Here is a 25030-nt window from a genome sequence, read left to right as displayed (position 1 = left end):
ATATGTCGATCACGACGCCGACTCTGGGGAGCACGTATGAACGTCTCGGACAACTACCGCAACGCCTGGGAGAGTTACTGGGAGAAGACCTCCGACGAGCCCGGCGAGGCGATCTGGGACGCCGGAGCGGAACTGACCGCCGTCCCGCACACCGAGCTGCTGCTGCCCCACGCCGACGCGGCCCTGCCGGTCGTCGACCTCGGCTGCGGCAACGGCACCCAGACCCGCTATCTCGCCACCCGGTTCGCGCGGGCCGTCGGCGTCGACCTGTCGCACGCCGCCGTCGAGCACGCGCGGCGCGGCGGGGAGGGCGACGGGGTGGAGTTCCAGCAGCTCGACCTCACCGACACCGACGGTGTGCGCGCGCTGCACGAGCGGCTCGGCGACACCAACGTCTATATGCGGGCGGTCATCCACCAGAGCGAACCGGAGGCCCGGTCCGCGGTCGCGGCAGCCGTCGCCGAGCTCCTGGGGGCCCGCGGCCGGGCCTTCGTCGTCGAGCTGACCTCCGGCTCCCGCGAGGTGCTGAAGCGGGCCGCGCAGGGGCCGGACGGGCCGGGGCCCAAGCTGCGCCGGGTCTTCGAGCACGGGCTCAAGCCGGCCGACGCCCCCGACGAGGAGATCCGGCACCTGCTGAGTGGAGCCGGTCTGGAGATCCTCGCCGAGGGTGACACGGCGCTGGCGCAGACCGAGTACCTGCCCGACGGCACCCTCCTGGAACTGCCCGCGCACTGGTTCGTGCTGGCCCGCACGCCCGTGTGACCAGGGTCACGGGGCGGGGCGGCCCTGCGCCGGTCACATCCACGCGTCGCGGTCCGTCAGACCGGTGACAGCGCAGCGGCCGCCCACCCAAGGAGCAGGTGGCCATGTCCACCGCATACCTGGTCGTCACCGTCCTCGCAGCCGCCATGGCGGCCTTCTCCGCCGGCGCGGTCTTCCTCCGGGCCGAGTGGACCGTCAAGCCGCTGGCCGACTACGGCGTCCCGCGCGCCTGGTGGCCGTGGCTGGGCGCGGCCAAGGCCGCCGGCGCGGCCGGTCTGCTGGTCGTCCTGGCCGTACCCGTGATCGGCCGGCTGGCCGCGGCCGGCCTGGTCCTGTACTTCCTCGGCGCGGTCATCACCGTCCTGCGCGCCCGCTGGTTCTCCCACGTCCCGTTCCCCCTGGTGTACGCGACACCGGCGGTCGCGTCACTGTCCCTGGGCCTGGCGGCCTGAGCACGCCACGGGGCCCCACGGAACCGCGCAACGCCCGGCCGCACGCACCGGCGGCTCGGCCGCGCGTGGCGGCCGCCACGCGCCTACGGCGTGCGGGCCGTGCCGAGGCGGGCTCGCCCACCGGCATGCCGCCACCCTCGCGCGCCGGCGCGCCGCGTGGCTCCCCGTTCCGGGCTCCTCCCGGTCGCACGCGCCTGCCACGGGGCCCGGGCCGCTCGGGCCGCCGGCGTCGTCCCCGGCGGTCGGCTCCGGTGCTGGAGTGCCGGGTGGCTCGGATGCGGCCCCTGGCGGCTGGGTCTGCGGTCGGTGCGCGGGCGCTTGGCACGGCTCTGGGCGGTCGGCTTCTGCGCAGGGGTCGGTGGCCTGGCGCCGCCTCCGGCGGTTGGGCCTGCGGACCCGGGCGGTGCGGGGACTTGGTGCCGTCTCTTGGTGGTCGGCTCCGGCGGGCTGGGCCGCCCGGTGGTCTGTTGTCGTTCCAGGCGCTCCGGACCCACGCCGGGGGTTCCGTCGGCTTCGGGGCGCCCCCCGTGGTCGGTCTCGGGGTGCGGGGCGTCCGGGGGCTGGGCGTTCCCGTGTGGGCGGGGCGTGCCGTGTTCGGGGTGCCGTGGGGAACTGCCGGCGCTGTGGGCGGGACACCGGGGCGGGAGCCTGGTCGGTGGGGCGCTCGGCGCGTAACGTGGCGCAGCATGAAGATCCTCATCAGTGCCGACATGGAGGGGGCCACGGGGGTCACCTGGCCGGCCGACGTGCTGCCGGGGACGCCGCAGTGGGAGCGGTGCCGGGCCATGTTCACCTCCGACGTCGACGCGGCCGTGCGGGGTTTCTTCGACGGCGGCGCGGACGAGGTGGTCGTCAACGAGGCCCACTGGACCATGCGCAACCTGCTGCTGGAGCGGCTCGACGAGCGGGCGCAGATGCTCACCGGCCGGCACAAGGACCTGTCGATGGTCGAGGGCGTGCAGCACGGCGACATCGACGGCATCGCCTTCGTCGGCTACCACGCGGGCGCCGGCATGGAGGGCGTCCTCGCGCACACCTACCTCGCCAACCAGATCACCGGTGTCTGGCTGAACGACGTACGGGCCAGCGAGGGTCTGCTGAACGCTCATGTGGTCGCCGAGTACGGGGTCCCCGTGGTCCTGGTGACCGGTGACGACGTCGCCTGCGAGGACGCCCTCGGCTACGCCCCCGAGGCGCTGAAGGTCGCCGTCAAGGACCATGTGTCGCGGTACGCCGCCGTGTGCCGCACCCCCGCCCGCACCGCCGCCGACATCCGCGCCGCCGCCAAGGAGGCCGCGCGACTGGCGGTCCGTCAGGAAGCGGTCGCCGCAGGCCCGTTCACGGTCGCCGTCGAGTTCGACGCCGAGCACCTGGCGATGGCCGCGACCGTCGTGCCGGGCGTCGGCCGGATCGGGGAGCGGAAGGTGGCGTACACCAGCGACACCATGTACGAGGGGATCCGCACGTTCAAGGCGGTCACCACCATCGCCTCGGCCGCCGTGGAGGAGCAGTATGGCTGACCAGCAGGCCCTGGAGGAGGTCGTCGACTTCACCTCCGGCCTCATCCGTATCGACACCACCAACCGAGGCGGCGGCGACTGCCGGGAGCGGCCCGCCGCCGAGTACGCCGCCGAGCGGCTCGCCGGGGCAGGTCTGGAGCCCGTGCTGCTGGAGCGGACGCCGGGCCGTACCAACGTCGTCGCCCGTATCGAGGGCACCGACCCGTCCGCGGACGCGCTGCTGCTCCACGGTCACCTGGACGTCGTACCGGCCGAGGCGCGGGACTGGAGCGTGGACCCCTTCTCCGGGGAGGTGCGCGACGGCGTCGTGTGGGGGCGCGGGGCCGTCGACATGAAGAACATGGACGCGATGATCCTCGCCGTCGTGCGAGCCTGGGCCCGCGAGGGCTTCCGGCCCCGCCGGGACGTCGTCGTCGCGTTCACCGCCGACGAGGAGGCCAGCGCCGAGGACGGCTCCGGCTTCCTCGCCGACCATCACCCGCACCTGTTCGAGGGCTGCACCGAGGGCGTCAGCGAGTCCGGCGCCTTCACCTTCCACGACGGTTCCGGGCGGCAGATCTACCCCATCGCCGCCGGCGAGCGCGGCACCGCCTGGCTGAAGCTGACCGCGCGCGGCCGGGCCGGACACGGCTCCAAGGTCAACCGGGAGAACGCGGTGACCCGGCTCGCCGCCGCCGTCACCCGCATCGGCGAGCACAGCTGGCCGGCACGGCTGACCCCGACCGTGCGGGCCGCGCTCACCGAACTCGCCGCGCTGTACGGCGTCGAGCCCGACCTCGACGACGTGGACGCGCTGCTGGGCAAGCTCGGCCCGGCCGCCCAGCTGGTCGAGGCCACGATCCGCAACAGCGCCAATCCGACCATGCTGGACGCCGGTTACAAGGTCAACGTCATCCCCGGCGAGGCCGTCGCCCACGTCGACGGGCGCTGTCTCCCGGGCCACGAGGACGAGTTCCGCGCCACCCTCGACGACCTCACCGGGCCGGACGTCGACTGGGACTTCCACCATCGCGAGGTCGCCCTCCAGGCACCGCTGGACTCACCGACGTACGCCAAGATGCGGTCCGCCGTGGAGGAGTTCGCGCCGGAGGGGCACGTGGTGCCGTACTGCATGTCCGGCGGCACCGACGCCAAGCAGTTCTCGCGGCTCGGCATCACCGGCTACGGCTTCACCCCGCTGAAGCTGCCCGAGGGCTTCGACTACCAGGCCCTCTTCCACGGCGTCGACGAGCGCGTACCCGTCGACGCCCTGCACTTCGGCGTCCGGGTCCTCGACCGTTTCCTGCGCACCGCCTAGGAGAGACTCACCGTGCAGATCCTGCCCTACGGATCGTGGCCGTCGCCGGTCGACGCGGCGCTCGCCGCGGCCCACGACGGGCGCCCCGAGCACGTCGGCTTCGTCGGCGACGAGGCCTGGTGGACCGAGCCGCGCCCCACCGAGGGCGGCCGGCGCGCCCTGGTGCGGCGGCACGCCGACGGCCGCGCGGAGCCGGTGCTGCCCGCGCCGTGGAACGTGCGCAGCCGGGTCATCGAGTACGGCGGACGGCCCTGGGCCGGGGTTCTGGACCGGGGCCGGCCGCTCGTGGTGTTCACGCACTTCGCCGACCAGCGGCTGTACAGGTACGAGCCCGGCGGCGAGCCCCGCCCGCTCACCCCGGCGGGGCCGCGCTGGGCCGAGCCGCAGATCCTGCTCGACCGCGGCGAGGTGTGGTGCGTGCTGGAGGAGTTCACCGGCCCGGCGCCCACCGACGTGCGACGTGTCCTGGCCGCCGTACCGCTGGACGGATCGGCCGCCGAGGACCGGGGCGCGGTGCGCGAACTGACCGGCGAGCGGCACCGGTTCGTCTCCGGGCCGCGGCTCGCACCGGACGGGCGCCGGGCGGCCTGGCTGGCGTGGGACCATCCGCGGATGCCGTGGGACGGCACCGAGCTGCTGGTCGCCGACGTCGGCGCGGACGGCGCCTTCGCCGAGCCGCGGGTCGTCGCGGGCGGTGCGCAGGAGTCCGTCGCGCAGGCCGACTGGTCGGCGGACGGGCGGCTGCTGTACGCGAGCGACCGCACCGGCTGGTGGAACCTCTACCGCGACGGCGAGCCGCTCTGCCCGCGCGAGGAGGAGTTCGGCGGGCCGCTGTGGACGCTGGGGCAGCGCTGGTTCGCGCCGCTGGACAGCGGACTGATCGCCGTGCTGCACGGCCGCGGACCCGCCGCACTCGGGATACTGGACCCGGAGACCGGCGACCTGGCCGACGCGGTCGGCCCGTGGACCGAGTTCGCCGCCACCCTCGCCGTGCACGGCGACCGGGTCCTCGCCGTCGGCGCGAGCCCGCGCACCGGGCCCGAGGTGGTCGAGCTGGACACCCGCACCGGACGCGCCAGGGTGGTCGGCGCCGCCCACGAGGACGCCGTCGACCCCGCCTACTGCCCCGAGCCGCAGACCCGGACCTTCACCGGTCCCGGCGGACGCGAGATCCACGCGCACGTGTACCCGCCCCACCACCCGCACTGCGCGGCACCGGACGGCGAGCTGCCCCCGTACGTCGTGTGGGCGCACGGCGGGCCCACCAGCCGGTCCCCGCTCGTGCTGGACCTGGAGATCGCCTACTTCACCTCGCGCGGCATCGGCGTCGCCGAGGTCAACTACGGCGGCTCCACCGGGTACGGGCGCGCCTACCGCGAGCGGCTGCGGGAGCAGTGGGGCGTGGTCGACGTGGAGGACTGCGCGGCCGTCGCGCTCGCCCTCGCCGAGGAGGGCGCCGCCGACCGGGCCCGGCTGGCGATCCGCGGCGGCAGCGCCGGCGGCTGGACCGCGGCCGCCTCCCTGGCCACGACGGACCTCTACGCCTGCGGCACGATCATCTACCCGGTGCTCGACCTCACCGGCTGGGCGTCGGGCGGCACCCACGACTTCGAGTCCCGCTATCTCGACTCCCTCGTCGGGCCGTTCAGCCCGGAGCGCTACGCCGGGCGTTCGCCCCTGACGCACGCCGACCGGATCACCGCGCCCTTCCTGCTGCTGCAGGGGCTCGACGACGTGATCTGCCCACCGGATCAGTGCGAGCGGTTCCTCGCCCGCATCGAGGGCCGGCGGCTGCCGCACGCCTACATCGCCTTCGAGGGGGAGGGCCACGGCTTCCGGCGGGCCGAGACCATGGTGCGCGCCCTGGAGGCGGAACTGTCCCTGTACGCCCAGGTGTTCGGGCTGGATGTGACAGGCGTCCCGCGGCTGGAGCTGACCAAGTGAAGCCGCTGCTGCGGCCGCGCCGCCTCGCCCCCGGCGCCCGTGTGGCCGTCGTCGCCCCCAGCGGCCCCGTCCCGGAGGAGCGGCTGCAGGCCGGGCTCGACGTGCTGCGCGGCTGGGACCTGGACCCGGTCGTGGCACCCCATGTGCTGGACCGGCACCGGGACTTCGACTACCTCGCGGGCTCCGACGCGGACCGGGCCGCCGACCTCCAGGCCGCCTGGTGCGATCCGGCCGTCGACGCCGTGCTGTGCGCGCGGGGCGGTTACGGCGTGCAGCGCATGGCCGACCTGCTCGACTGGGACGCGATGGCGGCGGCCGGTCCGAAGGTGTTCGTCGGCTTCAGCGACATCACGGCGCTGCACGAGGCGTTCGCGACCCGGTTGGGCCTGGTCACCCTGCACGGCCCGATGGCCGCCGGGATCGACTTCGTCAAGAACGCCCACGCCCAGGAGCATCTGCGGGCCACGCTGTTCGCGCCGGACACGGTCCGCACGATCGGCTCCTGTGGTGGCGCGCTGGTACCCGGGCGGGCGCGGGGCGTGCTGCTCGGCGGCTGCCTGTCCTTGCTCGCCGCCGAACTGGGCACCGAGCACGCCCGGCCGTCGGCGCGGGGCGCCCTGCTGTGCCTGGAGGACGTGGGCGAGGAGCCCTACCGCCTGGACCGTTACCTGACCCAACTCCTGCGCGCCGGCTGGCTGGAGGGCGTACGCGGGGTGCTGCTCGGCTCGTGGGAGCAGTGCGGCCCCTACGAGCTGGTCCGGGCGATGCTCGCCGACCGGCTCGGCGGGCTCGGCGTGCCCGTCGCCGAGGAGTTCGGATTCGGGCACGGGCCGGGGGCGTTGACGATCCCGTTCGGCGTCATGGCGGAACTCGACACGGACGCAGGCAGGTTGACGCTGGAGGAGCCGGCGCTGGAGTGAGTGGCGACTGTGCCTGCCGCGGCCGCTGCGCGTCTTCACTGAATCTCCGTCAAGAAAGCGCCGTCACGCCGATTGACCGCCGTCTGACACGTGTCACAGCATGACTACCGGCCAGTACCTACTGGTCGGTATTCGGGTTGTCCTCAGTGTGGAGGTCTTCGACGTGCCCCGACGTGTGCCCAGATCCCGAACCGCCCTCGCCGCCGCCATCTGCGCCGCCCTGACCACACCCCTGGCGCTGACCGCCACACCCGCTTCCGCCACCGGCCAGTACACCGTCACCCCGCTGAGATTCACCGTCCAGGCGGGCGACCGCACCTGCGCCGTCGACGCCGACCTGTACCGCCCGGCCGGCACCGACCGGGACCACCCGGCACCCGCCGTACTGGCCACCAACGGCTTCGGCGGCAGCAAGTCCGACGGCTCGACCGACGCCCTCGGCAAGGCCTTCGCCCGGCGCGGCTACGTCGCCCTCACCTACTCCGGTCTCGGCTTCGGCCATTCCGGCTGCCTGGTCTCCCTGGACGACCCGGCCATCGACGGCCGCGCCGCCTCCCGCCTGGTCGACTTCCTCGCCGGCAGCCGGGCCGCCGACGACGGCACCCGCGCGGACTTCGTCACCCTCGACCGGGCGGGCGACCCGCGCGTCGGCATGATCGGCGCCTCCTACGGCGGGGCGGTCCAGCTGGCGACCGCCTCCGTCGACCACCGCGTCGACGCGCTCGTCCCCTTCATCACCTGGAACGACCTCGCCTACTCGCTCGACCCGAACAACGCGGCCGGCGCCGGCGACGTGCCCGGCGCCTTCAAGTGGCAGTGGACCAACGGCTTCTACCTCATCGGCGAGGGGCAGCCGCTCCTCTCCCCGAGTCTCGACCCGTCCCGCATCAACTCCCTGGCCTGCCTGCACTTCGTCACCCGGGCCTGCCGGACCGTGCGCACGCTCGACTCCGGCAGCTACCCGCCCGAACGGACCGCCGAGCTGCTCTCCTACGCCCGCAGCGTGTCCCCGCGCAGCTACCTGCGCCACGTGAGCGCGCCCACCCTGCTCGTGCAGGGCCAGGCCGACAGCCTGTTCAACCTCAACGAGGCGACCGCGACGTACAAGGCGCTGACGGCGCAGGGCACACCCGCCAAGATGATCTGGCAGTCCTGGGGCCACAGCGGCGGCCTCACCGACCCCGCCGCCGGTGAACTCAACGTCGCCACCGGCAACCTGGAGACCTCCTACGTGGGCCGGCGCGTCCTCGCCTGGTTCGACCGCTATCTGCGCAAGCAGCCAACCGACACCGGGCCCGCCTTCGCCTACTACCGCGACTGGATCACCGACCCGTCGGCCACCTACGCCACCGCCGGCCGCCTGCCCGCACTCAGCCAGAAGCTCTACCTCTCCGGCGACGGCAAGCTCGTCGACAACCGGGCCAAGGTCGCCCGCGGCAGCCGCACCTACACCAACTGGCTGATCCCCACGAGCCATTCGGAGAGCTCGCTGGCCGGACTGATCGGCCTGCCCGACCCGGCACCCTACGACACCAAGGGCACCTGCCTCGCCTGGACCAGCGAGCCGCTGACGCACCCCGTGGACCTCGTCGGCGCGCCGCGCGCCACGCTCAAGGTGGTCTCGCCCGTGGCCGAGCGCACACAGACCTCGTCGAACGCCGCCGACAAGCTGGTGCTGTTCGCCAAGCTGTACGACGTGGCACCCGACGGCACCCAGACCCTGGTGCACCGCCTGGTCGCGCCCGTCCGCGTCCCGGACGTCACCAAGGCGTTCACCGTGACCCTGCCGGGCATCGTGCACCGCTACGCGCCCGGCCACCGGCTGCGGTTCGTGGTCGCCGCCAGCGACGACGCGTACGCCGGCAACCGGGGGATCAAGCCGGTCACCGTGGTCAGCTCACCCCAGGACACCGGCGTACTGGAGCTGCCGGTCACCGGCGGCTGAGCGCCCCGGGAGCACCCGTCGTACAGTGACGGAATGCCGCACACCGCATCCCGCCGGCCGGCGGAAGGGCCCCGCGTGGGCATACGCCCCTTCAGCTACGACGACGGCCCCGAGTTCACCGCCCGGGCCAGGGAGAGCAAGGACCTGCACCACCCGTGGCTGTTCCCGCCGGACACCGCCGACGCCTACACGGCGTACGCGTCCCGGCTGATCGAGGACCCGTCGAAGGCCGGGTTCCTGGTGTGCGAGAAGGACAGCGGGGACATCGCCGGATTCATCAACATCAACAACATCGTCGAGGGCGCCTTCCTCAGCGGCGCCCTCGGCTACGGCGCCTTCGCGCACGCGGCCGGACGCGGGCTGATGAAGGAGGGCCTCGACCTCGTCGTCGGCCACGCCTTCGGCCCGCTGCGGCTGCACCGGCTGGAGATCAACGTCCAGCCGGGCAACGCCGCCTCCATCGGCCTCGCCCGCGCCTGCGGCTTCCGGCTCGAGGGCTTCTCGCCGAAGATGCTCTTCATCGACGGGGCCTGGCGCGATCACGAACGCTGGGCGCTCACCGTCGAGATGCGCACCGGCAACTGATCGAGCGTCCTGAGCGTCCGGCACCACAGCCCGTAAGCGGCACCGGCCCCGAGCGGTGGCTTTGCGCAATCCTGACCCGCAGTGACCCTGGCCGGATCACCGGGCAACCGCTTCCATGGTGATCGTGACGACGATCCGACGTGAGGTACTGACGCTGTCCGCCGCGGACCTCGGCCCGGACAATCCGCTGCCCGCGCTGCGCGCCCTCGACGAGACGCACCGCATCGACGACCGTGACAAGGAGGATCTGCCGCGCGACATGGCCCGGCAGATCGGCTATGCCCCGCTGACCGGCCTGCTGCCCGTGCGGGTGCGCGACGGCTACGGCCGCGACCGCGCACCGCGCCGCTTCGACGCCCTCGTCCTTGAGAACGACCGGCTGCGCGCCACCGTCCTGCCCGGCCTCGGCGGCCGGATCGTCTCCCTGCTGCACCAGCCGACCGGACGCGAACTCCTCTACCGCAACCCGGTGTTGCAGCCCGCCAACTTCGCCCTCAACGGCGCCTGGTACTCCGGCGGCATCGAGTGGAACATCGGCGCCACCGGCCATACGACCCTGTCCTGCGCGCCCCTGCACGCCGCCCGCGTCCCCGGCCCCGACGGCACCGACATGCTGCGCCTGTGGGAGTGGGAACGGCTGCGCGACCTGCCCTTCCAGGTCGACCTGTGGCTGCCGGACGGCTCCGACTTCCTGTACGTCGGCGTCCGCGTCCGCAACCCGCACGAGCGGCCCGTGCCCACCTACTGGTGGTCCAACATCGCCGTCCCCGAGGAGTGCCGGGTGCTCGCCCCGGCCACCGAGGCCTACCACTTCGGCTACGAGCGCCGGCTGCGCCGGGTCCCGGTCCCGGCGTACGACGGCGCCGACCGCACCTACCCGCTGGGCAGCCCGTACGCCGCCGACTACTTCTACGACGTGCCCGAGCGGCGCCGGCCCTGGATCGCCGCGCTCGACGAAGGCGGCCACGGCCTGGTGCAGACCTCCACCGACGGGCTGCGCGGACGCAAGCTGTTCGTGTGGGGTCATCTGCCCGGCGGCCGCCGCTGGCAGCAGTGGCTCACCGAACCCGGCACCGGCGGCTACTGCGAGATCCAGGCCGGCCTCGCCCGCACCCAGCTGGAACATGTGCGGCTGGAGGAGGAGAGCGAGATCGCCTGGCTGGAGGCGTACGGCCCCCTCGACGCCGACCCCGAGGGGGAGTGGAACGCCGTCGTCGACCGGGCCGAGGCCCGGCTGGCGGCCGTACTGCCGCCCGCCGACGTCGACGCCGCCCACGCCGCGTGGCTGCGTCACGCCGACACCGAGCCCGTCGATACCCTCGCGACCGGCTCCGGCTGGGGCGCGCTGGAGGTCCTGCGCGGCGGCTTCAAGCTGCCCGGCACGCCCTTCGCGGAGAGCACCCTGGGCGAGGATCAGGCGCCGTGGCTGACGCTGCTGCGCACCGGGGCGCTGCCCGCGCCGCACCCGCAACGGCCGCCCGGGGAGAGCCTCGTCGCCCCGCACTGGCGGGACATGCTGGAGACCGCGCCGGCCTCCCCGCACACCGAGTACCACCTCGGAGTCGCCCAGTGGCACGCCGGCGACCGCGCCCAGGCCGTGCGCAGCTGGGAACGGGCGCTGCCGCTCGCGCCCGCGCGGTGGCCGCTGCTGCGCTGCCTCGCCGTCGCCGACCGGGAGGGCGGCCACGGGGAACGGGCCGCCGAACGGTACGCCGAGGCCTTCGACGACCTGTGCCGTGAGCCGCGCGGCGACGGACCCGAATGGACGGCCGCCGGCGCCGCACTCGGCCGCGAGGCCATCGAGGCGCTGCTCGCGGCCGGACGGACGGACGCGGCACGGGCCGTGTGGGAGCGGCTGCACCCCGAGACCCGGGAACGCGGCCGGTTCCGGCTGATCGAGGCGGCCCTGCTGCTCGCCGAGGGCCGCGGCGTCCAGGCGCGGGCCGTGTTCGACGCGGGCTTCGAGGTCGCCGACCTCAGGGAAGGGGACGAGGTGATCGGGCGGCTGTGGGCCCGGCTCACCGACGAACCCCTCCCGGACCGCTACGACTTCCGGATGCGGCCGTCGTGAGGCGGTGACGGCGGCGGCCCCGCGGCGGGGTCAGGCCACGGTCGCGGCGGCGAGGCCAGGGGCGCGGCGGCGGGCTAGGGGCGCGGCAGCGAGGCCACGGGCGCGGCAGTGAGGCTAGGGGCGGTTGCGGTCCACGTACTCGTACACCGCGCCGTCCGGGTGGCGGGCGATCAGATTGCGGCCCGCCGGCGTCGGCACCGGGCCGGCCACGATCTGCGCGCCCAGCTCGGTGAGGACGCTGTGCGCCTCGTCGACGTCGGCCACCGCGATCGTCGCCGCCACCTTGCGCAGCACCTCGATCTCCGTCGCCGGGCCACTCATCAGCAAGAAGCAGCCGATGGCGGCGACTTGGACGCCGCCCCGCTCGAGGCGGAGGGCTCTGCCGCCCGCGAGCCGCTCGTAGAAGGGGACGGCGGCATCGAGGTCGTCGACGCAGACACGGAGTGTGGCACCAAGGATCTCCATACGGCAGAGCCTAGTTGGGCGCACGCGGACCGGTGATCGTTTCCTCCGGGCGCCGCGACCGGGGGCCGCCGCTCCCGCCGACTGCACGCCGTTACGCCGCAGTGGCGCCGGGTACCCGAACCGTCATGAAACCGCTGGATCACCTGGAGCATCTGGACAAACACCTGGTCGACGAGCTGGCGCAGGTGGCCCGCGAGACCGTGCGCGACGAACTGCGGCGGCAGACGCGCGAACGGCGCCGCACCGCCCTGCTGTACGCAGGGTCCGGCGCGGCCGCGCTGTACGCGGGCGCGGCCGTCTCGCTCGCCGTGGGACTGGCGCTCGCTCTCGCTCTGCCCGCCTGGGCCGCCGCGCTGATCACCGCCGCGGTCCTGGGCGCCGCCGCCTACGCGCTGCGCGCCGCCGCCCGGCCGTCCCCGGCCCGCCCCGGCCCCGAGCGGGCGGCCGGGTACGCCGCCGGCGCCACGCAGCCGTCCGCGCCCGTACCCGCCGCGACCCCTCCGTACCCGCCGATGCCGCCCGTCGCTCCCGGCGCGGGCGTCCCGGAGACGGGGGCAACGGGGGCGGAGGCAACGGGAGCGGGGGCCGCGGGTGGCGCCGTAACGCGTCCTGACGACGGCGATCCTTCATCGCCCCGGCGTCGGGCGTGACGCCTCACGCGACCACATCCGCGACCACGTCACGCGTCCTGTGCGCCTCACGGAGGCAACGGGCCGCGGCCCCGGGCAGGCTGTCCGCCCGGCCGGGGCCGCGGCCCGTCGGGCGTCTCAGGAGTGGGTGAGCTGCGGCAGCACCTTGGTGCGGTAGAAGTCGAAGAAGCCGCGCATGTCGGGGCCGATCTGGTTGACGTAGACGACGTCGAAGCCGGCGTCGGCGAACTGGCGCAGCTCGGCGACGTGCTCGTCCACGTCGTCGCCGCACACCCGGTTCTCGCGCACCATGTCCTCGGTGACGAGCTGCTGGGCCTGCTCGAAGTGCTTGGGGGAGGGGAGCACCTGGCTGAGTTCGCCGGGCAGCTGCTCGTTCGCCCACAGACGGTGGACCGTGCGGACAGCGGCGTCCTTGTCGGTGTCGTAGCAGACCTTGGTGCCGCCGCTGACGAGTTTCGCTCCGCCGCCGCCCTTGCGGTACTGCTCCACCATCGACGCGTCCGGAGCGACCGTGATGTAGCCGTCGCCCACACGGGAGGCCAGCTTGACGGCCGCCGGGCCGAAGCCGGAGATGTCGATGGGGACGGGCTCGTCGGGGACCGTGTACAGGCGGGCGTTCTCCACGGTGTAGTGCGTGCCGTGGTGGTTGACCTCCTCGCCGGTGAACAGGCGGCGCATCACCTGGATGGATTCCTCCAGCATCTCCAGGCGTACGTGCGCCGGGGGCCACGGGCCGCCGACGATGTGCTCGTTGAGGGCCTCGCCGGTGCCCACGCCCAGGCGGAAGCGGCCGTTCGTCATCACCGCGCTGGTCGCGGCGGCCTGCGCGACGACGGCGGGGTGGATGCGGACGGTGGGGCAGGTGACCGCCGTCTCGATGGGCAGGGACACGGCTTCGGAGAGGGCGCCGATCACCGACCACACGAACGGGCTCTGGCCCTGCGCGTCGTTCCACGGGTGGTAGTGGTCCGAGATCCACAGCGCCTGGAAACCGGCCTGCTCGGCCATCCGGGCCTGCTCGATCAGCTCCGCGGGGCCGTACTGCTCGCAGGAGAGGAAGTAGCCGTACTGGGGCATGGGCGGTGCCTCCGCGAGGTGGGGGTGGGGTGCGTGGTCGGGCGACGAGTACCCAGGGCTCCGCCGGTGCAACGGGACGGGGGTGCGGTTGCCTGGGGCTCCGCCCCAGACCCTGGGGGGTGTTTGCCCACCCACCCACCCGTCTCGCTTGCGCAGGAGGCACCGTCACGGGGCTCCGCCCCGGACCCCGGGGGTGTTTGCCCACCCGCCCACCCGCGTCGCTTGCGCAAGAGGCAACGTCACGGGGCTCCGCCCCGGACCCCGGAGGGGGGCCTCCCGCGCGCCTTCCCCGGTCCGGGCCCTCGCCCCCGCTATGGCGCGGGGGCTCAGCCCCTGGCCTGGGCGGGGCGCCGGGGCTTCGCCCCTCGCCCGGGCAGGGCGACCGGGCCTCGCCCCTCGCCCGGGCAGGGCGACCGGGCCTCGCCCCTCGCCCGGGCAGGGCGACCGGGCCTCGCCCCTCGCCCGGGCAGGGCGACCGGGCGTTGCCCCTCGCCCCGGTGGGGCGCCGGGGCGGTCACGTTTGGTCCACCCCCGGAGGGAAACGCGGGAGGGCGGTTCGTTGTGCGTGGGATGTGGAGGGTGTGGGGTGTTGTGGGTCGACCGCGGGTGGTGATCGTCGGTGGGGGGTTCGCCGGGTACCGGGCCGCTCGGGTGCTGGGGCGGATGGCCCGTGGGCGGGCCGAGATCACGCTCGTCAACCCGACCGACTACTTCCTCTACCTGCCCCTGCTGCCGCAGGTCGCCGCCGGGATACTCGAGGCGCGCCGGGTGACCGTGTCGCTGGCCGGGACCCTGCGGGGTGTGCGGCTGGTGCTCGGGGAGGTCGGGCGGGTCGATCTCGACGCGCGGACCGTGCACTGCACCGGGCCGGAGGGCGAGAGTGGTGCCCTGCCGTACGACCGGCTCGTGCTGGCCGCCGGCAGTGTCAACAAGCTGCTGCCCGTCCCGGGCGTCGCTGAGCACGCCCACGGCTTCCGGGGGCTGCCCGAGGCGCTCTACCTGCGTGATCACGTCATCCGGCAGGTCGAGCTGGCCGCCGGTGGTGACGATCCCGACGCCTGCGCCGCCCGCTGCACGTTCGTCGTCGTCGGCGCCGGGTACACCGGCACCGAGGTCGCCGCGCAGGGGCAGCTCTTCACCGACGCGCTGGTGCGCGAGCACCCCTCGCGTCACGGCATGCGCCCCCGCTGGCTGCTGCTCGACCTCGCCGAACGGGTCCTGCCCGAGCTGGACGAGCGCCTGTCGCGCACCGCCGGCCGGGTGCTGCGCGAGCGGGGCGTGGACGTGCGGATGGGGACCTCCGTGAAGGAGGCCACCGAGCGGGGTGTCCTGCTCACCGACGGCGAGTTCGTCGGCACCCGCACCCTGGTGTGGTGCGTCGGCGTCCGGCCCGATCCGCTCGCCGAGTCGCTGGGCCTGCCGCTGGAGCGCGGACGGCTGCTCGTCGAGCCGACCCTCCGGGTGCCGGGGCGGCCCGAGGTCTTCGCCTGCGGTGACGCCGCCGCCGTACCGGATCTCGACGAGCCGGGGGCGTACACCCCGATGACCGCGCAGCACGCGTGGCGGCAGGGGAAGGCCGCCGCGCGGAACGTCGCCGCCTCGCTGACCGGCGGCGCACTGCGCTCCTACCGGCACCGGGACCTGGGGTTCGTCGTCGACCTCGGCGGCGCGCAGGCCTCCGCCAACCCGCTGGGCGTTCCGCTGTCGGGGCCCGTCGCCGGTCTCGTCACCCGCGGCTACCACCTCGCGGCGATGCCCGGGAACCGGGTGCGCGTCGCCGCCGACTGGCTGCTCGACACCGTACTGCCGCGCCAGGGCGTCCAGTTGGGGCTCGTACGGTCCTGGTCGATGCCCCTGGACCGGGCTTCGCCGGAGCAGGCCCGCACGCCCGGGGGGCCGAAGCGGCAGGAGGCCGCGCCCGCCCAGCGGCCCGGTTCCCACGCCCCCGAGCAGGACCGTCCCGCGCCCGGTCCCCTCCGGCGCACCGACCCAACCGATCCCGACGCTCAAGGAGACTCATGAACACCGGTGAACTCGTCGAACTCGGCCAGCAGTTGCGCGTGGACAGCGTGCGCGCGGCCGCCGCAGCGGGCTCCGGGCATCCGACGTCCTCGATGTCCGCGGCCGATCTGATGGCCGTCCTGCTCGCCCACCACCTGCGCTACGACTTCGACCGGCCCGACCATCCCGGCAACGACCGTTTCGTGCTCTCCAAGGGCCACGCCTCGCCCCTGCTGTACGCCGCGTACAAGGCGGCCGGGGCGATCGGCGACGAGGAACTGCTGACCTTCCGCACGCTCGGCAGCCGCTTCGAAGGGCACCCCACCCCGCAGCGGCTGCCCTGGGTGGAGACCGCCACCGGTTCGCTCGGTCAGGGCCTGCCCGTGGGGGTCGGCATCGCGCTGTCCGGCAAGCGGCTGGAGCACGACGGCTACCGCGTGTGGGTCCTCACCGGCGACAGCGAACTCGCCGAGGGGTCGGTGTGGGAGGCCGCCGAGCAGGCCGGCCACGAGCACCTCGACAACCTGATCACGATCGTCGACGTCAACCGGCTCGGGCAGCGCGGACCCACCCGGCACGGCCACGACCTCGACGCCTACGCCCGCCGCTTCAGGGCGTTCGGCTGGCACACCATCGAGATCGACGGCCATGACGTCGACGCCGTCGACCGCGCCTACGGCGAAGCCCTGTCCACCGCAGGGCAGCCCACGGCGATCATCGCCCGCACCCTCAAGGGCAAGGGCGTCGAGGGCGTCGAGGACCGCGAGGGACTGCACGGCAAGCCGCTGCCGGAGGCGGAGGAGGCCATCGCACAGCTCGGCGGGGTGCGCGACCTGCGGGTGCAGGTGCACGAGCCGCCGACCGTCACCGTGGTGCGGTCCGCGACCAGCTCGCCCTATGAGCTGCCCCGCTGGGACAAGGGCGAGGAGGCCGCCACGCGGGACGCGTACGGCAAGGCCCTCGCCGCCCTCGGACACGGGCGCGGCGACATCGTCGCGCTCGACGGCGAGGTCGGCGACTCCACGCGGGCGGAGCTGTTCGGCAAGGAGCACCCCGAGCGGTACATCGAGTGCTACATCGCCGAGCAGCAGATGGTCGCGGTCGCCGTCGGAGTCGCCGCGCGCGGCTGGGTGCCGTACGCCTCCACGTTCGCCGCCTTCCTCACCCGCGCCCACGACTTCGTGCGCATGGCGGCCATCAGCGGATCCGGCATCAATCTCGTCGGCTCCCACGCCGGCGTCTCCATCGGGCAGGACGGGCCGTCCCAGATGGGCGTCGAGGACCTGGCGATGATGCGGGCCGTGCACGGCTCCACCGTCCTGTACCCGTGCGACGCCAACCAGACGGCGAAGCTGACCGCCGCCATGGCCGACCTGGACGGCATCCGCTATCTGCGCACCTCGCGCGGCAAGAGCCCGGTGCTGTACGGGCCCGACGAGGAGTTCCCCGTCGGCGGCAGCAAGGTGCTGCGCTCCTCCGGCAGTGACCGGCTGACGATCGTCGCCGCCGGGGTCACCGTGCCCGAGGCGCTCGCCGCCGCGGACGCGCTGGCCGCGCAGGACATCGCCGCGCGCGTGATCGATCTGTACTCGGTCAAGCCCGTCGACACCGAGACGCTGTGGCGGGCCGCCGAGGACACCGGCTGCCTCCTCACCGTCGAGGACCACCATCCCGAGGGCGGCCTCGGCGACGCCGTGGCGGAGGCCTTCGCCGACGGGCGTCCCGTGCCGCGGCTGGTGCGGCTCGGGGTGCGCAACATGCCGGGATCGGCCACGCCCGAGGAGCAGCTGCACGCCTCCGGCATCGACGCCGAGTCCATCGCGGCGGCCGGGCGGCTGCTGGTGGGGGAGGCGGTCGTGCGGTGAGCGACCGCGACGAGACGCGGACGGTGCGGGCCGGGCACCGCAGTGTGCCGGTGCACCGGCCCGACAAGGTCCTCTTCCCCGGCGGCCCGGGCGCGAAGGAGTACACCAAGGGCGATCTGGTCGACTACTACCGGTCCGTCGCCGCGTTCATGCTGCCGCATCTGCGCGGCCGGCCGCTGATGCTCGAACGGCATCCGGACGGCGTCGACGGGCCCCGGTTCATGCAGAAGAACACTCCGGAGCACTATCCGGAGTGGATCACCCGTGTCGAGCTGCCGAAGGAGGACGGCACGGTCTGCCACACCGTGTGCGACGACACCTCCACCCTTGTCTACCTCGCCGACCAGGCCTGTCTCACCTTTCACCGCTGGCTCTCCCGCACCGGCAGTATCGACACGCCGGACCGGATGGTCTTCGACCTCGACCCGTCCGGCGACGACTTCGAGGCCGTCCTGGAGGCCGCCCGGTGGCTGGGCGGCCTGCTCGACGACCTGCGTCTGCCCTCGGCCCCGATGACCACCGGATCGCGAGGAGTGCACGTCGTCGTGCCCCTGGCCGGCCATCAGGACTTCGACACCGTACGGCAGTTCGCGCGCGACGCGGCCGAGCTGCTGGCCGCCGAGCACCCCGGCCGGCTCACCACCGCCGCCCGCAAGAAGGACCGCGGCGAGCGGCTCTACCTCGACGTCCAGCGCAACGGGTACGCGCAGACCGCCGTCGTCCCCTTCACCGTGCGCGCCCTGCCCGGCGCGCCCGTCGCGGTGCCCCTCACCTGGGACCAGCTCGACGACGCCGGGGTCGACGCCCGCCGCTGGACCATCGCCGACGCCGTCGACCAGGCCCGCACCAACCCGTGGGCCGGGGTGATGAGGCGCGGCCGCGCGCTGGGGCCGGCCCGGCGGCGACTGGATGCGCTGCGCGGTTGACCGGACACGCTGGGCGAGCGAAAGCGCTCCTGCGGCGGGCCCTGCCACCGTGAAGGTTTGGCCATGGAACGAGCGGCCACACGGAGGAGAGAGGTGGCCATGGCGAACACAAAAGACACGCGAGATTCGCAGAATTCACCGAACGAATCCGAAGAGCGGCCGACCGCCCAGGAGCGGGAACCCGCCGAACAGCGGCTGAGCCCGATGGAGGTGCTGCGCAACGCGCGGGCCCAGCTGGCAGAGCTGACCGGTATGAATCCGGAGTCCGTGTCGTCCTTCGAGCAGACGCAGGACGGCTGGGAGCTGGAGGTCGAGGTCCTCGAACTCGCCCGGGTGCCCGACACGATGAGCCTGATGGCGAGCTACCACGTGGAACTGGATCCCGAAGGTGAGCTCACCGGATACCGCAAGGTCCGTCGTTACGAGCGGGGCCGGGCCGACGCCCGAGGCGGCCGGTAGACCACCGCTCCCGACGACCGAACACACACGATCACGACAGAAGGAGGCACGGTCGGTATGACCGTTGTCCCGGCACAGCAGTCCGGCGGCGGAGGCGGCACCAGCGGTCTCTACGACGTTCTCGAGCTCGTCCTCGACAGGGGGCTTGTCATCGACGCGTTCGTGCGGGTGTCCCTCGTCGGCATCGAGATCCTGAAGATCGACGTACGGGTCGTGGTGGCCAGCGTCGACACCTACCTGCGCTTCGCCGAGGCGTGCAACCGGCTCGACCTGGAAGCGGGGCCGCACAGGGACCCCGGCCTGCCCGACCTGGTCGGAGAGATCACCGAGTCCGGTGCGCGCGGCAAGTCCAAGGGCGCCCTGTCCGGCGCCGCGCAGACCATCTCCGACGCGTTCAACCAGGCACGCGAGGAGGGTGACACCGAGCGGCGGCGTCCCCGCAAGAGCACGGCGTCCCGCCGGAAGGAGGAGCAGGAGTGAGCACGTACGTCTACGGCATCGCGGCGAGCTCCCACCCGAAGCTCCCTGACGGCATGGACGGCGTGGGCGAGCCCGCCCGGCCGGTCCGCATCCTGAGGGCCGGCGAGCTGGCGGCCGTCGTCAGCGACGCCCCCGAGGGGCTGCGCCCCAAGCGGCGCGACCTGCTCGCCCACCAGACCGTGCTCGGCGAGGCGGGATCGGGCGGCTGCGTGCTGCCCATGCGGTTCGGCAGCGTCGCCCCGGACGACGACACCGTCACCGCGGTGCTCACCGAGCGCGCCGACCACTACAAGGAACGCCTGCGCGCGCTCGACGGCCGCGTCGAGTACAACGTCAAGGCCAACCACGTGGAGGAGGCGGTCCTGCACCGGGTGATGTCCGAGAGCCCGGAGATCCGCAGCCTCGCCGAGGCCAACCGGAAGTCGGGCGGCGGGAGTTACGACGACAAGCTGCGCCTCGGCGAGCTGGTCGCCGCCGCCGTGAAGGCCAAGGAGGCCGAGGACGGCACGGTGCTGCAGCGGCTCCTGGAGCCGCTCGCCGACGCGGTCAGCGCGGGCCCGGAGTCCACCGGCTGGCTGGCCAACACGTCCTACCTGGTGGAGAAGGACAGCGCCGAGCAGTTCCTGGCCGCCGTCGAGCAGGCCCGCACGGACATGCCGCAGCTGGAGATCCGCGTCAACGGCCCGCTGCCGCCCTACAGCTTCGTCGACCCGGGCCCGGCCGAGCACACGGCCACCCTGGCCGGCAGCGCGGAGACCGAAGAGGGGTGAGGGCATGGGCCTGCTCGGTGAGGTGCTGCTGCTGCCGTTCGCTCCGGTGCGCGGCGGCGGCTGGGTGATCAAACAGGTGCTCCAGGAAGCGGAGCGGATCTACTACGACCCCGCCACCATCCGGACCGAGCTGGCCCGCCTGGAGGAACAGCTGGAAGCCGGAGAGATCACCGAGGAGGAGTTCGACCGGCAGGAGGACGAACTGCTCGACCGGCTGGAGACTGCGACGCGCGCGAGCGCGGGAACAGGTGAGTGGACAGCACAATGAACCGAGTGGGACTGGGCCTCGCGATAGGGGCAGGGTACGTCCTCGGACGTACCAAGAAGGCGAAGCTGGCGCTCGCCGTCGGGGGTATGGTCGCCGGCAAGAAAATGAACCTGAGCCCGCGCATGGTCGCGGACCTGGTCAATCAGCAGCTCAAGAACAATCCCCAGGTCAAGGAGATCGGGGACCAGCTGCGCGGGGACCTGCGCGGGGTCGGCAAGGCGGCTTCCGGCGCTCTCGTCGAGCGGCAGATCGGCGCCCTCGCCGACCGGCTGCACTCCCGTACCGCCGACATGCGCGACCAGCTCTCCGGCGGCTCCGGCCGCTCCGAGCGGGACGACGACGAGGACGAGGAGTTCGAGGACGACGGCGAGGGCCGGGACGAGGGCGCCGACGACGAGGAGGAGCCGCGCGACGAGCGCGACGCCCCGGCGAAGAAGACGGCGAGGTCGGACCGGCCGGCGAAGAAGGCGGCCAAGAAGGCCCCGGCGAAGAACGCCCCGGCGAAGAAGGCGGCTCCCGCCAAGAAGGCCGCCAAGAAGGCGCCGGGCCACGGCGCCGCCGCGAAGAAGACCGCCTCGGCCCGCAAGCCGGCCGCGAAGACGGCCGGCCGGGATCAGCAGGCGAAGGGAGGCGGTGAACGATGACCGAGACCCTGGGAGCGGCCGGCTCGGCCGCGCGTGGCGCGGCAGGCACCGCCGGCGACGGGGCGGGCAAGAACCCGCTCAGCGACCTGGCGCACAGCGAGGCCGCCGACCGGCTCAAGGCCGAGCTGCAGGACTACCTCGCCGCGCAGGCGACCCGGATGCTCAGCGGCGTCGGGCGCAAGCTCGGTGAGACCACCGGGAAACTCAACGACATCGCCGAGGGCAACAGCCCGGGCTTCGCCAAGCTGGCGCTGGAGGGCGGACGCAAGATCGCCGAGGGCAAGGGCCCGGTGCGCAGTGCCCTGGAACTCGGCGCCTCACACGCCAAGGACAGCGTGATGGACAAGCTGAAGGGTCTCGGCGGCGGCGGCAAGAAGGGCGGCAAGGGCAAGGCCGGCAACAAGCCGACGGTGATCATCGAGCACATCGACGTCGGTGTGCCGCTGCGCACCGCCTACGACCAGTGGACCCGGTACCAGGACTTCGGCACCTTCGCCAAGGGCGTCAAGAGCGCGAGCCGCGCCGACGACACCCACTCCGACTGGCAGGCGAAGGTGTTCTGGTCCAGCCGCAGCTGGAAGGCCACGACCACCGAGCAGGTCCCCGACTACCGCATCACCTGGACGTCGGAGGGCGCCAAGGGCAGCACCAAGGGCGCGGTCACCTTCCACCGGCTGGCGGACAACCTCACCCGCGTCCTGCTGGTGATCGAGTACTACCCCTCCGGCCTGTTCGAGAAGACCGGCAACATCTGGCGCGCCCAGGGCCGCCGGGTCCGCCTCGACCTGAAGAACTACGCCCGCTACATCACCCTCAAGGGAGAGGCGGACGAGGGCTGGCGCGGCGAGATCCAGGACGGCGAGGTCGTCCGCAGCCACGAGGAGGCGCTGGAGGCCGAGGAGGCGGAAGGCGACGAGACCGAAGGCGAGGGCGAGGAGCCGGAAGGCAAGCAGGCCGAAGGCGACGAGGCGGAAGGCGACGAGGCCGAGGACGAGTACGACGACGAGGAAACCGCCGAGGACGAGGACCAGCAGGCCCCCGCGGACGAGGAGGAGGACGAGGAGCCGTACGACGAGGAAGAGGACGAGGAGGAGGACGAGGACGAGCCCGAGGAGGGCTACGAGGACGAGGGCGCCGAGGACGCCGATGACGAGTACGAGGAAGAAGAGGAGGACGAGGACGAGTACTCCGGGAGCCGGCGATGACCACACCCAGCCCCATGTCCGGCCGCATGCCCGAGCCCTACGGCAGCGGCAGCGGAGCCAACCTCGCCGACATCCTCGAGCGCGTCCTGGACAAGGGCATCGTCATCGCGGGCGACATCCGGATCAACCTGCTCGACATCGAACTGCTCACCATCAAGCTGCGGCTCATCGTCGCCTCGGTGGACAAGGCCAAGGAGATGGGCATCGACTGGTGGGAGACCGACCCGGCGCTCTCCAGCCGAGCCCGGCGCGACGAACTCACCCGGGAGAACGCCGAGCTGCGGGCCCGGCTGGCGGAGCTGGAGCCCGGACGCGGCCAGGAGGAGGCCCCATGACCGGACTGCGCTACGTGTACGCCGTGTGCCGCCCGTTCAGCGCGCCCCTCCAGGCGCAGCTGACGGGGGTCGGCGGCGCACCGCCCCGGCATCTGACCCACCACGGGCTGGTCGCCGTCTACAGCGAGGTCCCGGCGCGGGACTTCGCCGAGGAGCCGCTGCGGGCGCACCTGGAGGATCTCGACTGGGTGACCGCGACCGCCCGCGCCCACCAGGGCGTGATCGACGCGCTGACCGTGGTCACCACGCCGCTGCCGCTGCGCCTGGGCACCGTCTTCCACGACGACAGCGGGGTGCGCACCATGATGGAGGCGCGTGAGCGCGACTTCCGCCGCACCCTGGACCGGCTCCAGGGCAAGGTCGAGTGGGGTGTGAAGGTGTACGCGGAGGCGCAGGGCGAGGACGCCCAGCGCGCGACCCCGTCACCGCGGCCCGACTCCGAGGAAGACTCCGGGGCGGCGCCCATCCCGTCGGGGCGGGACTATCTGCGCCGGCGCAGCATGCGCGCGAGGGCGCACGAGGACATGTGGCAAAAGGCCGAGGAATTCGCCACGCGGCTGCACGAGTCCCTTTCGGCGCACGCCGAGGATTCCCGGGTGCACGCGCCGCAGAACCCGGCGCTTTCCGGGTCGACCGGACGCAATGTGCTCAATGCGGCCTACCTGGTGCCGCGGGCGGCGTCGGAGGAATTCGTGGAACTCGTGGACCGGACGAAGGACGACGTCCCGGGAATGCGTGTGGAACTCACGGGCCCCTGGGCGGCCTATTCGTTCGTGGAGACGCCGCGGCCGGTGGGGGAGGGATCGGCGTGACCGTCGTCGAACGCCGTGAGATCGCCCTGGTGGACCTGCTCGACCGGCTGCTGGCCGGCGGGGTGGTGATCACGGGGGACATCACTTTGCGCATCGCCGACGTCGATCTGGTGCGCATCGACCTCAACGCGCTGATCAGCTCGGTGAACGCCCAGGTGCCCTCGCCGTTCGACCCGCTGGTCGCCGCGCGCAAGGAGCTGCCGTGACCGACCGTCGTATGGACCTCGATCCCGACACGGTGGAACGGGACCTGGTCAAGCTCGTCCTGACCGTCGTGGAGCTGCTGCGTCAGCTCATGGAGCGGCAGGCCGTGCGCCGTTTCGACGAGGGCGGCCTGACCGAGGACCAGGAGGAGCGCATCGGGCTGACCCTGATGCTGCTGGAGGACCGCATGGCGGAACTCCGGGACCGCTACGGACTGCGGCCCGAGGACCTGAATCTGGACCTCGGGCCGCTCGGACCGCTGCTTCCCCGGGACTGAGTCCCGGGGAAGCCCCCGGGTCACTCACCCGGCTGTCTCACCACCTGTACCAGCGGCCCCTGCCGCCCGCTGCGCCCGTGCTCCGCAGCAGGAATCCCAGCAGCCACACAACCAGAACCGCCAGCGCGATCCACCACAGCACCTTCACTGCGAATCCGAGACCGAAAAGGACGATCGCCAGAAGCAGTACCAGCAGGATGGGAACCATAGTCTGAACCTCCTGCTTCCCGGGTTACCCGAAAAAGGCGATTCAGACTTCCTTTCGGCACAGAATTTCGCCGTGCAGCACCGCGAACCAGCCGTCCTCGTTCTTTCCCCATTCCCGCCAGGCAGCCGCCGCCGCGGTCAGCTGTGCCTCGGTGGCGTGCCCGTCGGAGACGGCCTGCCCGGCGAAGGCGGAGGCCGTCGTGCGCTCGGCCCACAGACCGCTCCACCACTCCCGCTCCTCGGCCGTGGCGAACGTCCAGGTGCTGGAGGTCGCCGTCACGTCGGCCAGGCCCGCCGCGCGTGCCCACGCCGTCAGCCGGCGCCCCGCGTCCGGTTCGCCGCCGTTGGCGCGGGCGACCCGGTGGTACAGCGCCAGCCAGTCGTCCAGTCCGGGCAGCTGCGGGTACCAGGTCATCGCCGCGTAGTCCGCGTCGCGGACCGCGATGAAGCCGCCGGGCCGCGTGACCCGCTTCATCTCGCGCAGTGCCCGCACCGGGTCGCTGACGTGCTGCAGCACCTGGTGGGCGTGGACCACGCAGAAGGTGTCGTCCGGGAAGTCCAGGGCCTGCACGTCGGCGGTGGCGAAGTCGACGTTCGTCAGGCCCCGCCCGGCGGCCTCGGCCCGGGCCTTCTCCAGCACGCCCGCCGCCCGGTCGACGCCGGTGACGTGGCCGTCGGGGACCAGCGCGGCCAGGTCGGCGGTGATGGTGCCCGGGCCGCAGCCGATGTCCAGGACCTTCATGTGGGGCTTCAGCGAGCCGAGCAGGTAGGCCGCCGAGTTGGCGGCGGTGCGCCAGGTGTGCGATCGCAGCACCGACGCGTGGTGCCCGTGCGTGTAGACGGCCGTCTCCTGCGCTTCCGGCATGGCTGTGCCCTCCTCGTCGAGCCC

At 73.2% G+C, this 25030-nt stretch carries 27 protein-coding genes; 23 read left to right on the top strand and 4 right to left on the bottom strand.

What is annotated here, in order from left to right; genetic code table 11:
• Positions 1 to 36: 36 nt before the first annotated feature.
• The 9 genes from AC0B9F_RS08020 to AC0B9F_RS07980 all read left to right on the top strand — a co-directional run bounded on the left by AC0B9F_RS08020 (position 37) and on the right by AC0B9F_RS07980 (position 11496).
• Positions 37 to 762 (top strand): methyltransferase domain-containing protein, encoded by a 726-nt coding sequence (locus AC0B9F_RS08020; RefSeq protein ID WP_471999763.1) that lies wholly within the window; start codon positions 37 to 39, stop codon positions 760 to 762.
• Positions 763 to 866: 104 nt separating this feature from the next.
• Entirely contained in the window at positions 867 to 1214 is a 348-nt protein-coding gene (locus AC0B9F_RS08015; protein ID WP_471999761.1) for a DoxX family protein, read from the top strand.
• A gap of 686 nt (positions 1215 to 1900) precedes the next feature.
• Positions 1901 to 2734, top strand: a complete 834-nt coding sequence (locus AC0B9F_RS08010) for a M55 family metallopeptidase (RefSeq protein WP_471999758.1) — start codon at positions 1901 to 1903, stop codon at positions 2732 to 2734.
• A complete protein-coding gene (locus AC0B9F_RS08005) occupies positions 2727 to 4031 on the top strand; it encodes a M20/M25/M40 family metallo-hydrolase (protein WP_471999756.1) in 1305 nt (434 codons plus the stop codon). The genes AC0B9F_RS08010 and AC0B9F_RS08005 overlap by 8 nt, the downstream gene beginning before the upstream one ends.
• A gap of 12 nt (positions 4032 to 4043) precedes the next feature.
• On the top strand, positions 4044 to 5975 hold the full coding sequence (locus AC0B9F_RS08000; protein ID WP_471999754.1) for a S9 family peptidase: 1932 nt from the start codon (positions 4044 to 4046) through the stop codon (positions 5973 to 5975).
• Positions 5972 to 6895: a S66 peptidase family protein gene (locus tag AC0B9F_RS07995; protein WP_471999752.1), complete on the top strand. Its 924-nt coding sequence runs from the start codon at positions 5972 to 5974 to the stop codon at positions 6893 to 6895. Before AC0B9F_RS08000 ends, AC0B9F_RS07995 begins: the two co-directional genes overlap by 4 nt.
• A 175-nt stretch (positions 6896 to 7070) precedes the next feature.
• On the top strand, positions 7071 to 8840 hold the full coding sequence (locus AC0B9F_RS07990; protein ID WP_471999749.1) for a CocE/NonD family hydrolase: 1770 nt from the start codon (positions 7071 to 7073) through the stop codon (positions 8838 to 8840).
• 33 nt (positions 8841 to 8873) lie between these two features.
• A complete protein-coding gene (locus tag AC0B9F_RS07985) occupies positions 8874 to 9425 on the top strand; it encodes a GNAT family N-acetyltransferase (RefSeq protein WP_471999747.1) in 552 nt (183 codons plus the stop codon).
• A 115-nt stretch (positions 9426 to 9540) separates the two neighbouring features.
• On the top strand, positions 9541 to 11496 hold the full coding sequence (locus AC0B9F_RS07980) for a DUF5107 domain-containing protein (RefSeq protein WP_471999745.1): 1956 nt from the start codon (positions 9541 to 9543) through the stop codon (positions 11494 to 11496).
• 114 nt (positions 11497 to 11610) lie between these two features.
• On the opposite strand, the gene AC0B9F_RS07975 is transcribed toward AC0B9F_RS07980, so the two are convergent.
• Entirely contained in the window at positions 11611 to 11961 is a 351-nt protein-coding gene (locus AC0B9F_RS07975) for a VOC family protein (RefSeq protein WP_471999742.1), read from the bottom strand.
• 125 nt (positions 11962 to 12086) lie between these two features.
• Between AC0B9F_RS07975 and AC0B9F_RS07970 the strand changes: the two genes are divergently transcribed.
• Positions 12087 to 12611 (top strand): phage holin family protein, encoded by a 525-nt coding sequence (locus AC0B9F_RS07970; protein ID WP_471999740.1) that lies wholly within the window; start codon positions 12087 to 12089, stop codon positions 12609 to 12611.
• Between the two features lie 117 nt (positions 12612 to 12728).
• On the opposite strand, the gene AC0B9F_RS07965 is transcribed toward AC0B9F_RS07970, so the two are convergent.
• Positions 12729 to 13688: an LLM class F420-dependent oxidoreductase gene (locus tag AC0B9F_RS07965; protein WP_471999738.1), complete on the bottom strand. Its 960-nt coding sequence runs from the start codon at positions 13686 to 13688 to the stop codon at positions 12729 to 12731.
• 591 nt (positions 13689 to 14279) lie between these two features.
• Between AC0B9F_RS07965 and AC0B9F_RS07960 the strand changes: the two genes are divergently transcribed.
• The 13 genes from AC0B9F_RS07960 to AC0B9F_RS07900 all read left to right on the top strand — a co-directional run bounded on the left by AC0B9F_RS07960 (position 14280) and on the right by AC0B9F_RS07900 (position 23934).
• Entirely contained in the window at positions 14280 to 15710 is a 1431-nt protein-coding gene (locus AC0B9F_RS07960; RefSeq protein ID WP_471999735.1) for an NAD(P)/FAD-dependent oxidoreductase, read from the top strand.
• Positions 15707 to 17554: a transketolase gene (locus tag AC0B9F_RS07955; RefSeq protein ID WP_471999734.1), complete on the top strand. Its 1848-nt coding sequence runs from the start codon at positions 15707 to 15709 to the stop codon at positions 17552 to 17554. Before AC0B9F_RS07960 ends, AC0B9F_RS07955 begins: the two co-directional genes overlap by 4 nt.
• Entirely contained in the window at positions 17551 to 18480 is a 930-nt protein-coding gene (gene ligD / locus AC0B9F_RS07950) for a non-homologous end-joining DNA ligase (protein WP_471999732.1), read from the top strand. Before AC0B9F_RS07955 ends, ligD begins: the two co-directional genes overlap by 4 nt.
• Positions 18481 to 18579: 99 nt before the next feature.
• Positions 18580 to 18939 (top strand): gas vesicle protein GvpO, encoded by a 360-nt coding sequence (locus AC0B9F_RS07945; protein WP_471999730.1) that lies wholly within the window; start codon positions 18580 to 18582, stop codon positions 18937 to 18939.
• Positions 18940 to 18996: 57 nt separating this feature from the next.
• Entirely contained in the window at positions 18997 to 19419 is a 423-nt protein-coding gene (locus AC0B9F_RS07940; RefSeq protein WP_471999728.1) for a gas vesicle structural protein GvpA, read from the top strand.
• Positions 19416 to 20189, top strand: coding sequence for a GvpL/GvpF family gas vesicle protein (locus tag AC0B9F_RS07935; protein WP_471999726.1), 774 nt, complete (start codon positions 19416 to 19418; stop codon positions 20187 to 20189). The genes AC0B9F_RS07940 and AC0B9F_RS07935 overlap by 4 nt, the downstream gene beginning before the upstream one ends.
• 4 nt (positions 20190 to 20193) lie before the next feature.
• Complete coding sequence (locus AC0B9F_RS07930; protein ID WP_471999724.1) at positions 20194 to 20457, top strand: gas vesicle protein GvpG; 264 nt, start codon at positions 20194 to 20196, stop codon at positions 20455 to 20457.
• Positions 20454 to 21101 (top strand): DNA primase, encoded by a 648-nt coding sequence (locus tag AC0B9F_RS07925; protein ID WP_471999722.1) that lies wholly within the window; start codon positions 20454 to 20456, stop codon positions 21099 to 21101. Before AC0B9F_RS07930 ends, AC0B9F_RS07925 begins: the two co-directional genes overlap by 4 nt.
• On the top strand, positions 21098 to 22306 hold the full coding sequence (locus tag AC0B9F_RS07920; RefSeq protein ID WP_471999720.1) for an SRPBCC family protein: 1209 nt from the start codon (positions 21098 to 21100) through the stop codon (positions 22304 to 22306). The genes AC0B9F_RS07925 and AC0B9F_RS07920 overlap by 4 nt, the downstream gene beginning before the upstream one ends.
• Positions 22303 to 22641, top strand: coding sequence for a gas vesicle protein (locus AC0B9F_RS07915; protein WP_471999717.1), 339 nt, complete (start codon positions 22303 to 22305; stop codon positions 22639 to 22641). The genes AC0B9F_RS07920 and AC0B9F_RS07915 overlap by 4 nt, the downstream gene beginning before the upstream one ends.
• A complete protein-coding gene (locus tag AC0B9F_RS07910; RefSeq protein WP_471999715.1) occupies positions 22638 to 23453 on the top strand; it encodes a GvpL/GvpF family gas vesicle protein in 816 nt (271 codons plus the stop codon). Before AC0B9F_RS07915 ends, AC0B9F_RS07910 begins: the two co-directional genes overlap by 4 nt.
• Positions 23450 to 23659, top strand: coding sequence for a gas vesicle protein (locus tag AC0B9F_RS07905; RefSeq protein ID WP_471999712.1), 210 nt, complete (start codon positions 23450 to 23452; stop codon positions 23657 to 23659). The genes AC0B9F_RS07910 and AC0B9F_RS07905 overlap by 4 nt, the downstream gene beginning before the upstream one ends.
• Positions 23660 to 23670: 11 nt before the next feature.
• Positions 23671 to 23934: a gas vesicle protein K gene (locus AC0B9F_RS07900; RefSeq protein WP_472000875.1), complete on the top strand. Its 264-nt coding sequence runs from the start codon at positions 23671 to 23673 to the stop codon at positions 23932 to 23934.
• 37 nt (positions 23935 to 23971) lie between these two features.
• Here the strand turns inward: AC0B9F_RS07900 and AC0B9F_RS07895 are convergent, their stop codons facing one another.
• Positions 23972 to 24142 (bottom strand): hydrophobic protein, encoded by a 171-nt coding sequence (locus AC0B9F_RS07895; RefSeq protein WP_363261920.1) that lies wholly within the window; start codon positions 24140 to 24142, stop codon positions 23972 to 23974.
• A 42-nt stretch (positions 24143 to 24184) separates the two neighbouring features.
• On the bottom strand, positions 24185 to 25006 hold the full coding sequence (locus AC0B9F_RS07890; protein WP_471999709.1) for a class I SAM-dependent methyltransferase: 822 nt from the start codon (positions 25004 to 25006) through the stop codon (positions 24185 to 24187).
• Positions 25007 to 25030: the final 24 nt, after the last annotated feature.

The sequence above is a fragment of the Streptomyces sp. NPDC097129 genome (genome assembly GCF_055668065.1).
The sequence above is the reverse complement of the archived record's forward strand: the minus strand, read 5'-3'. Positions and strand labels throughout refer to the sequence as shown.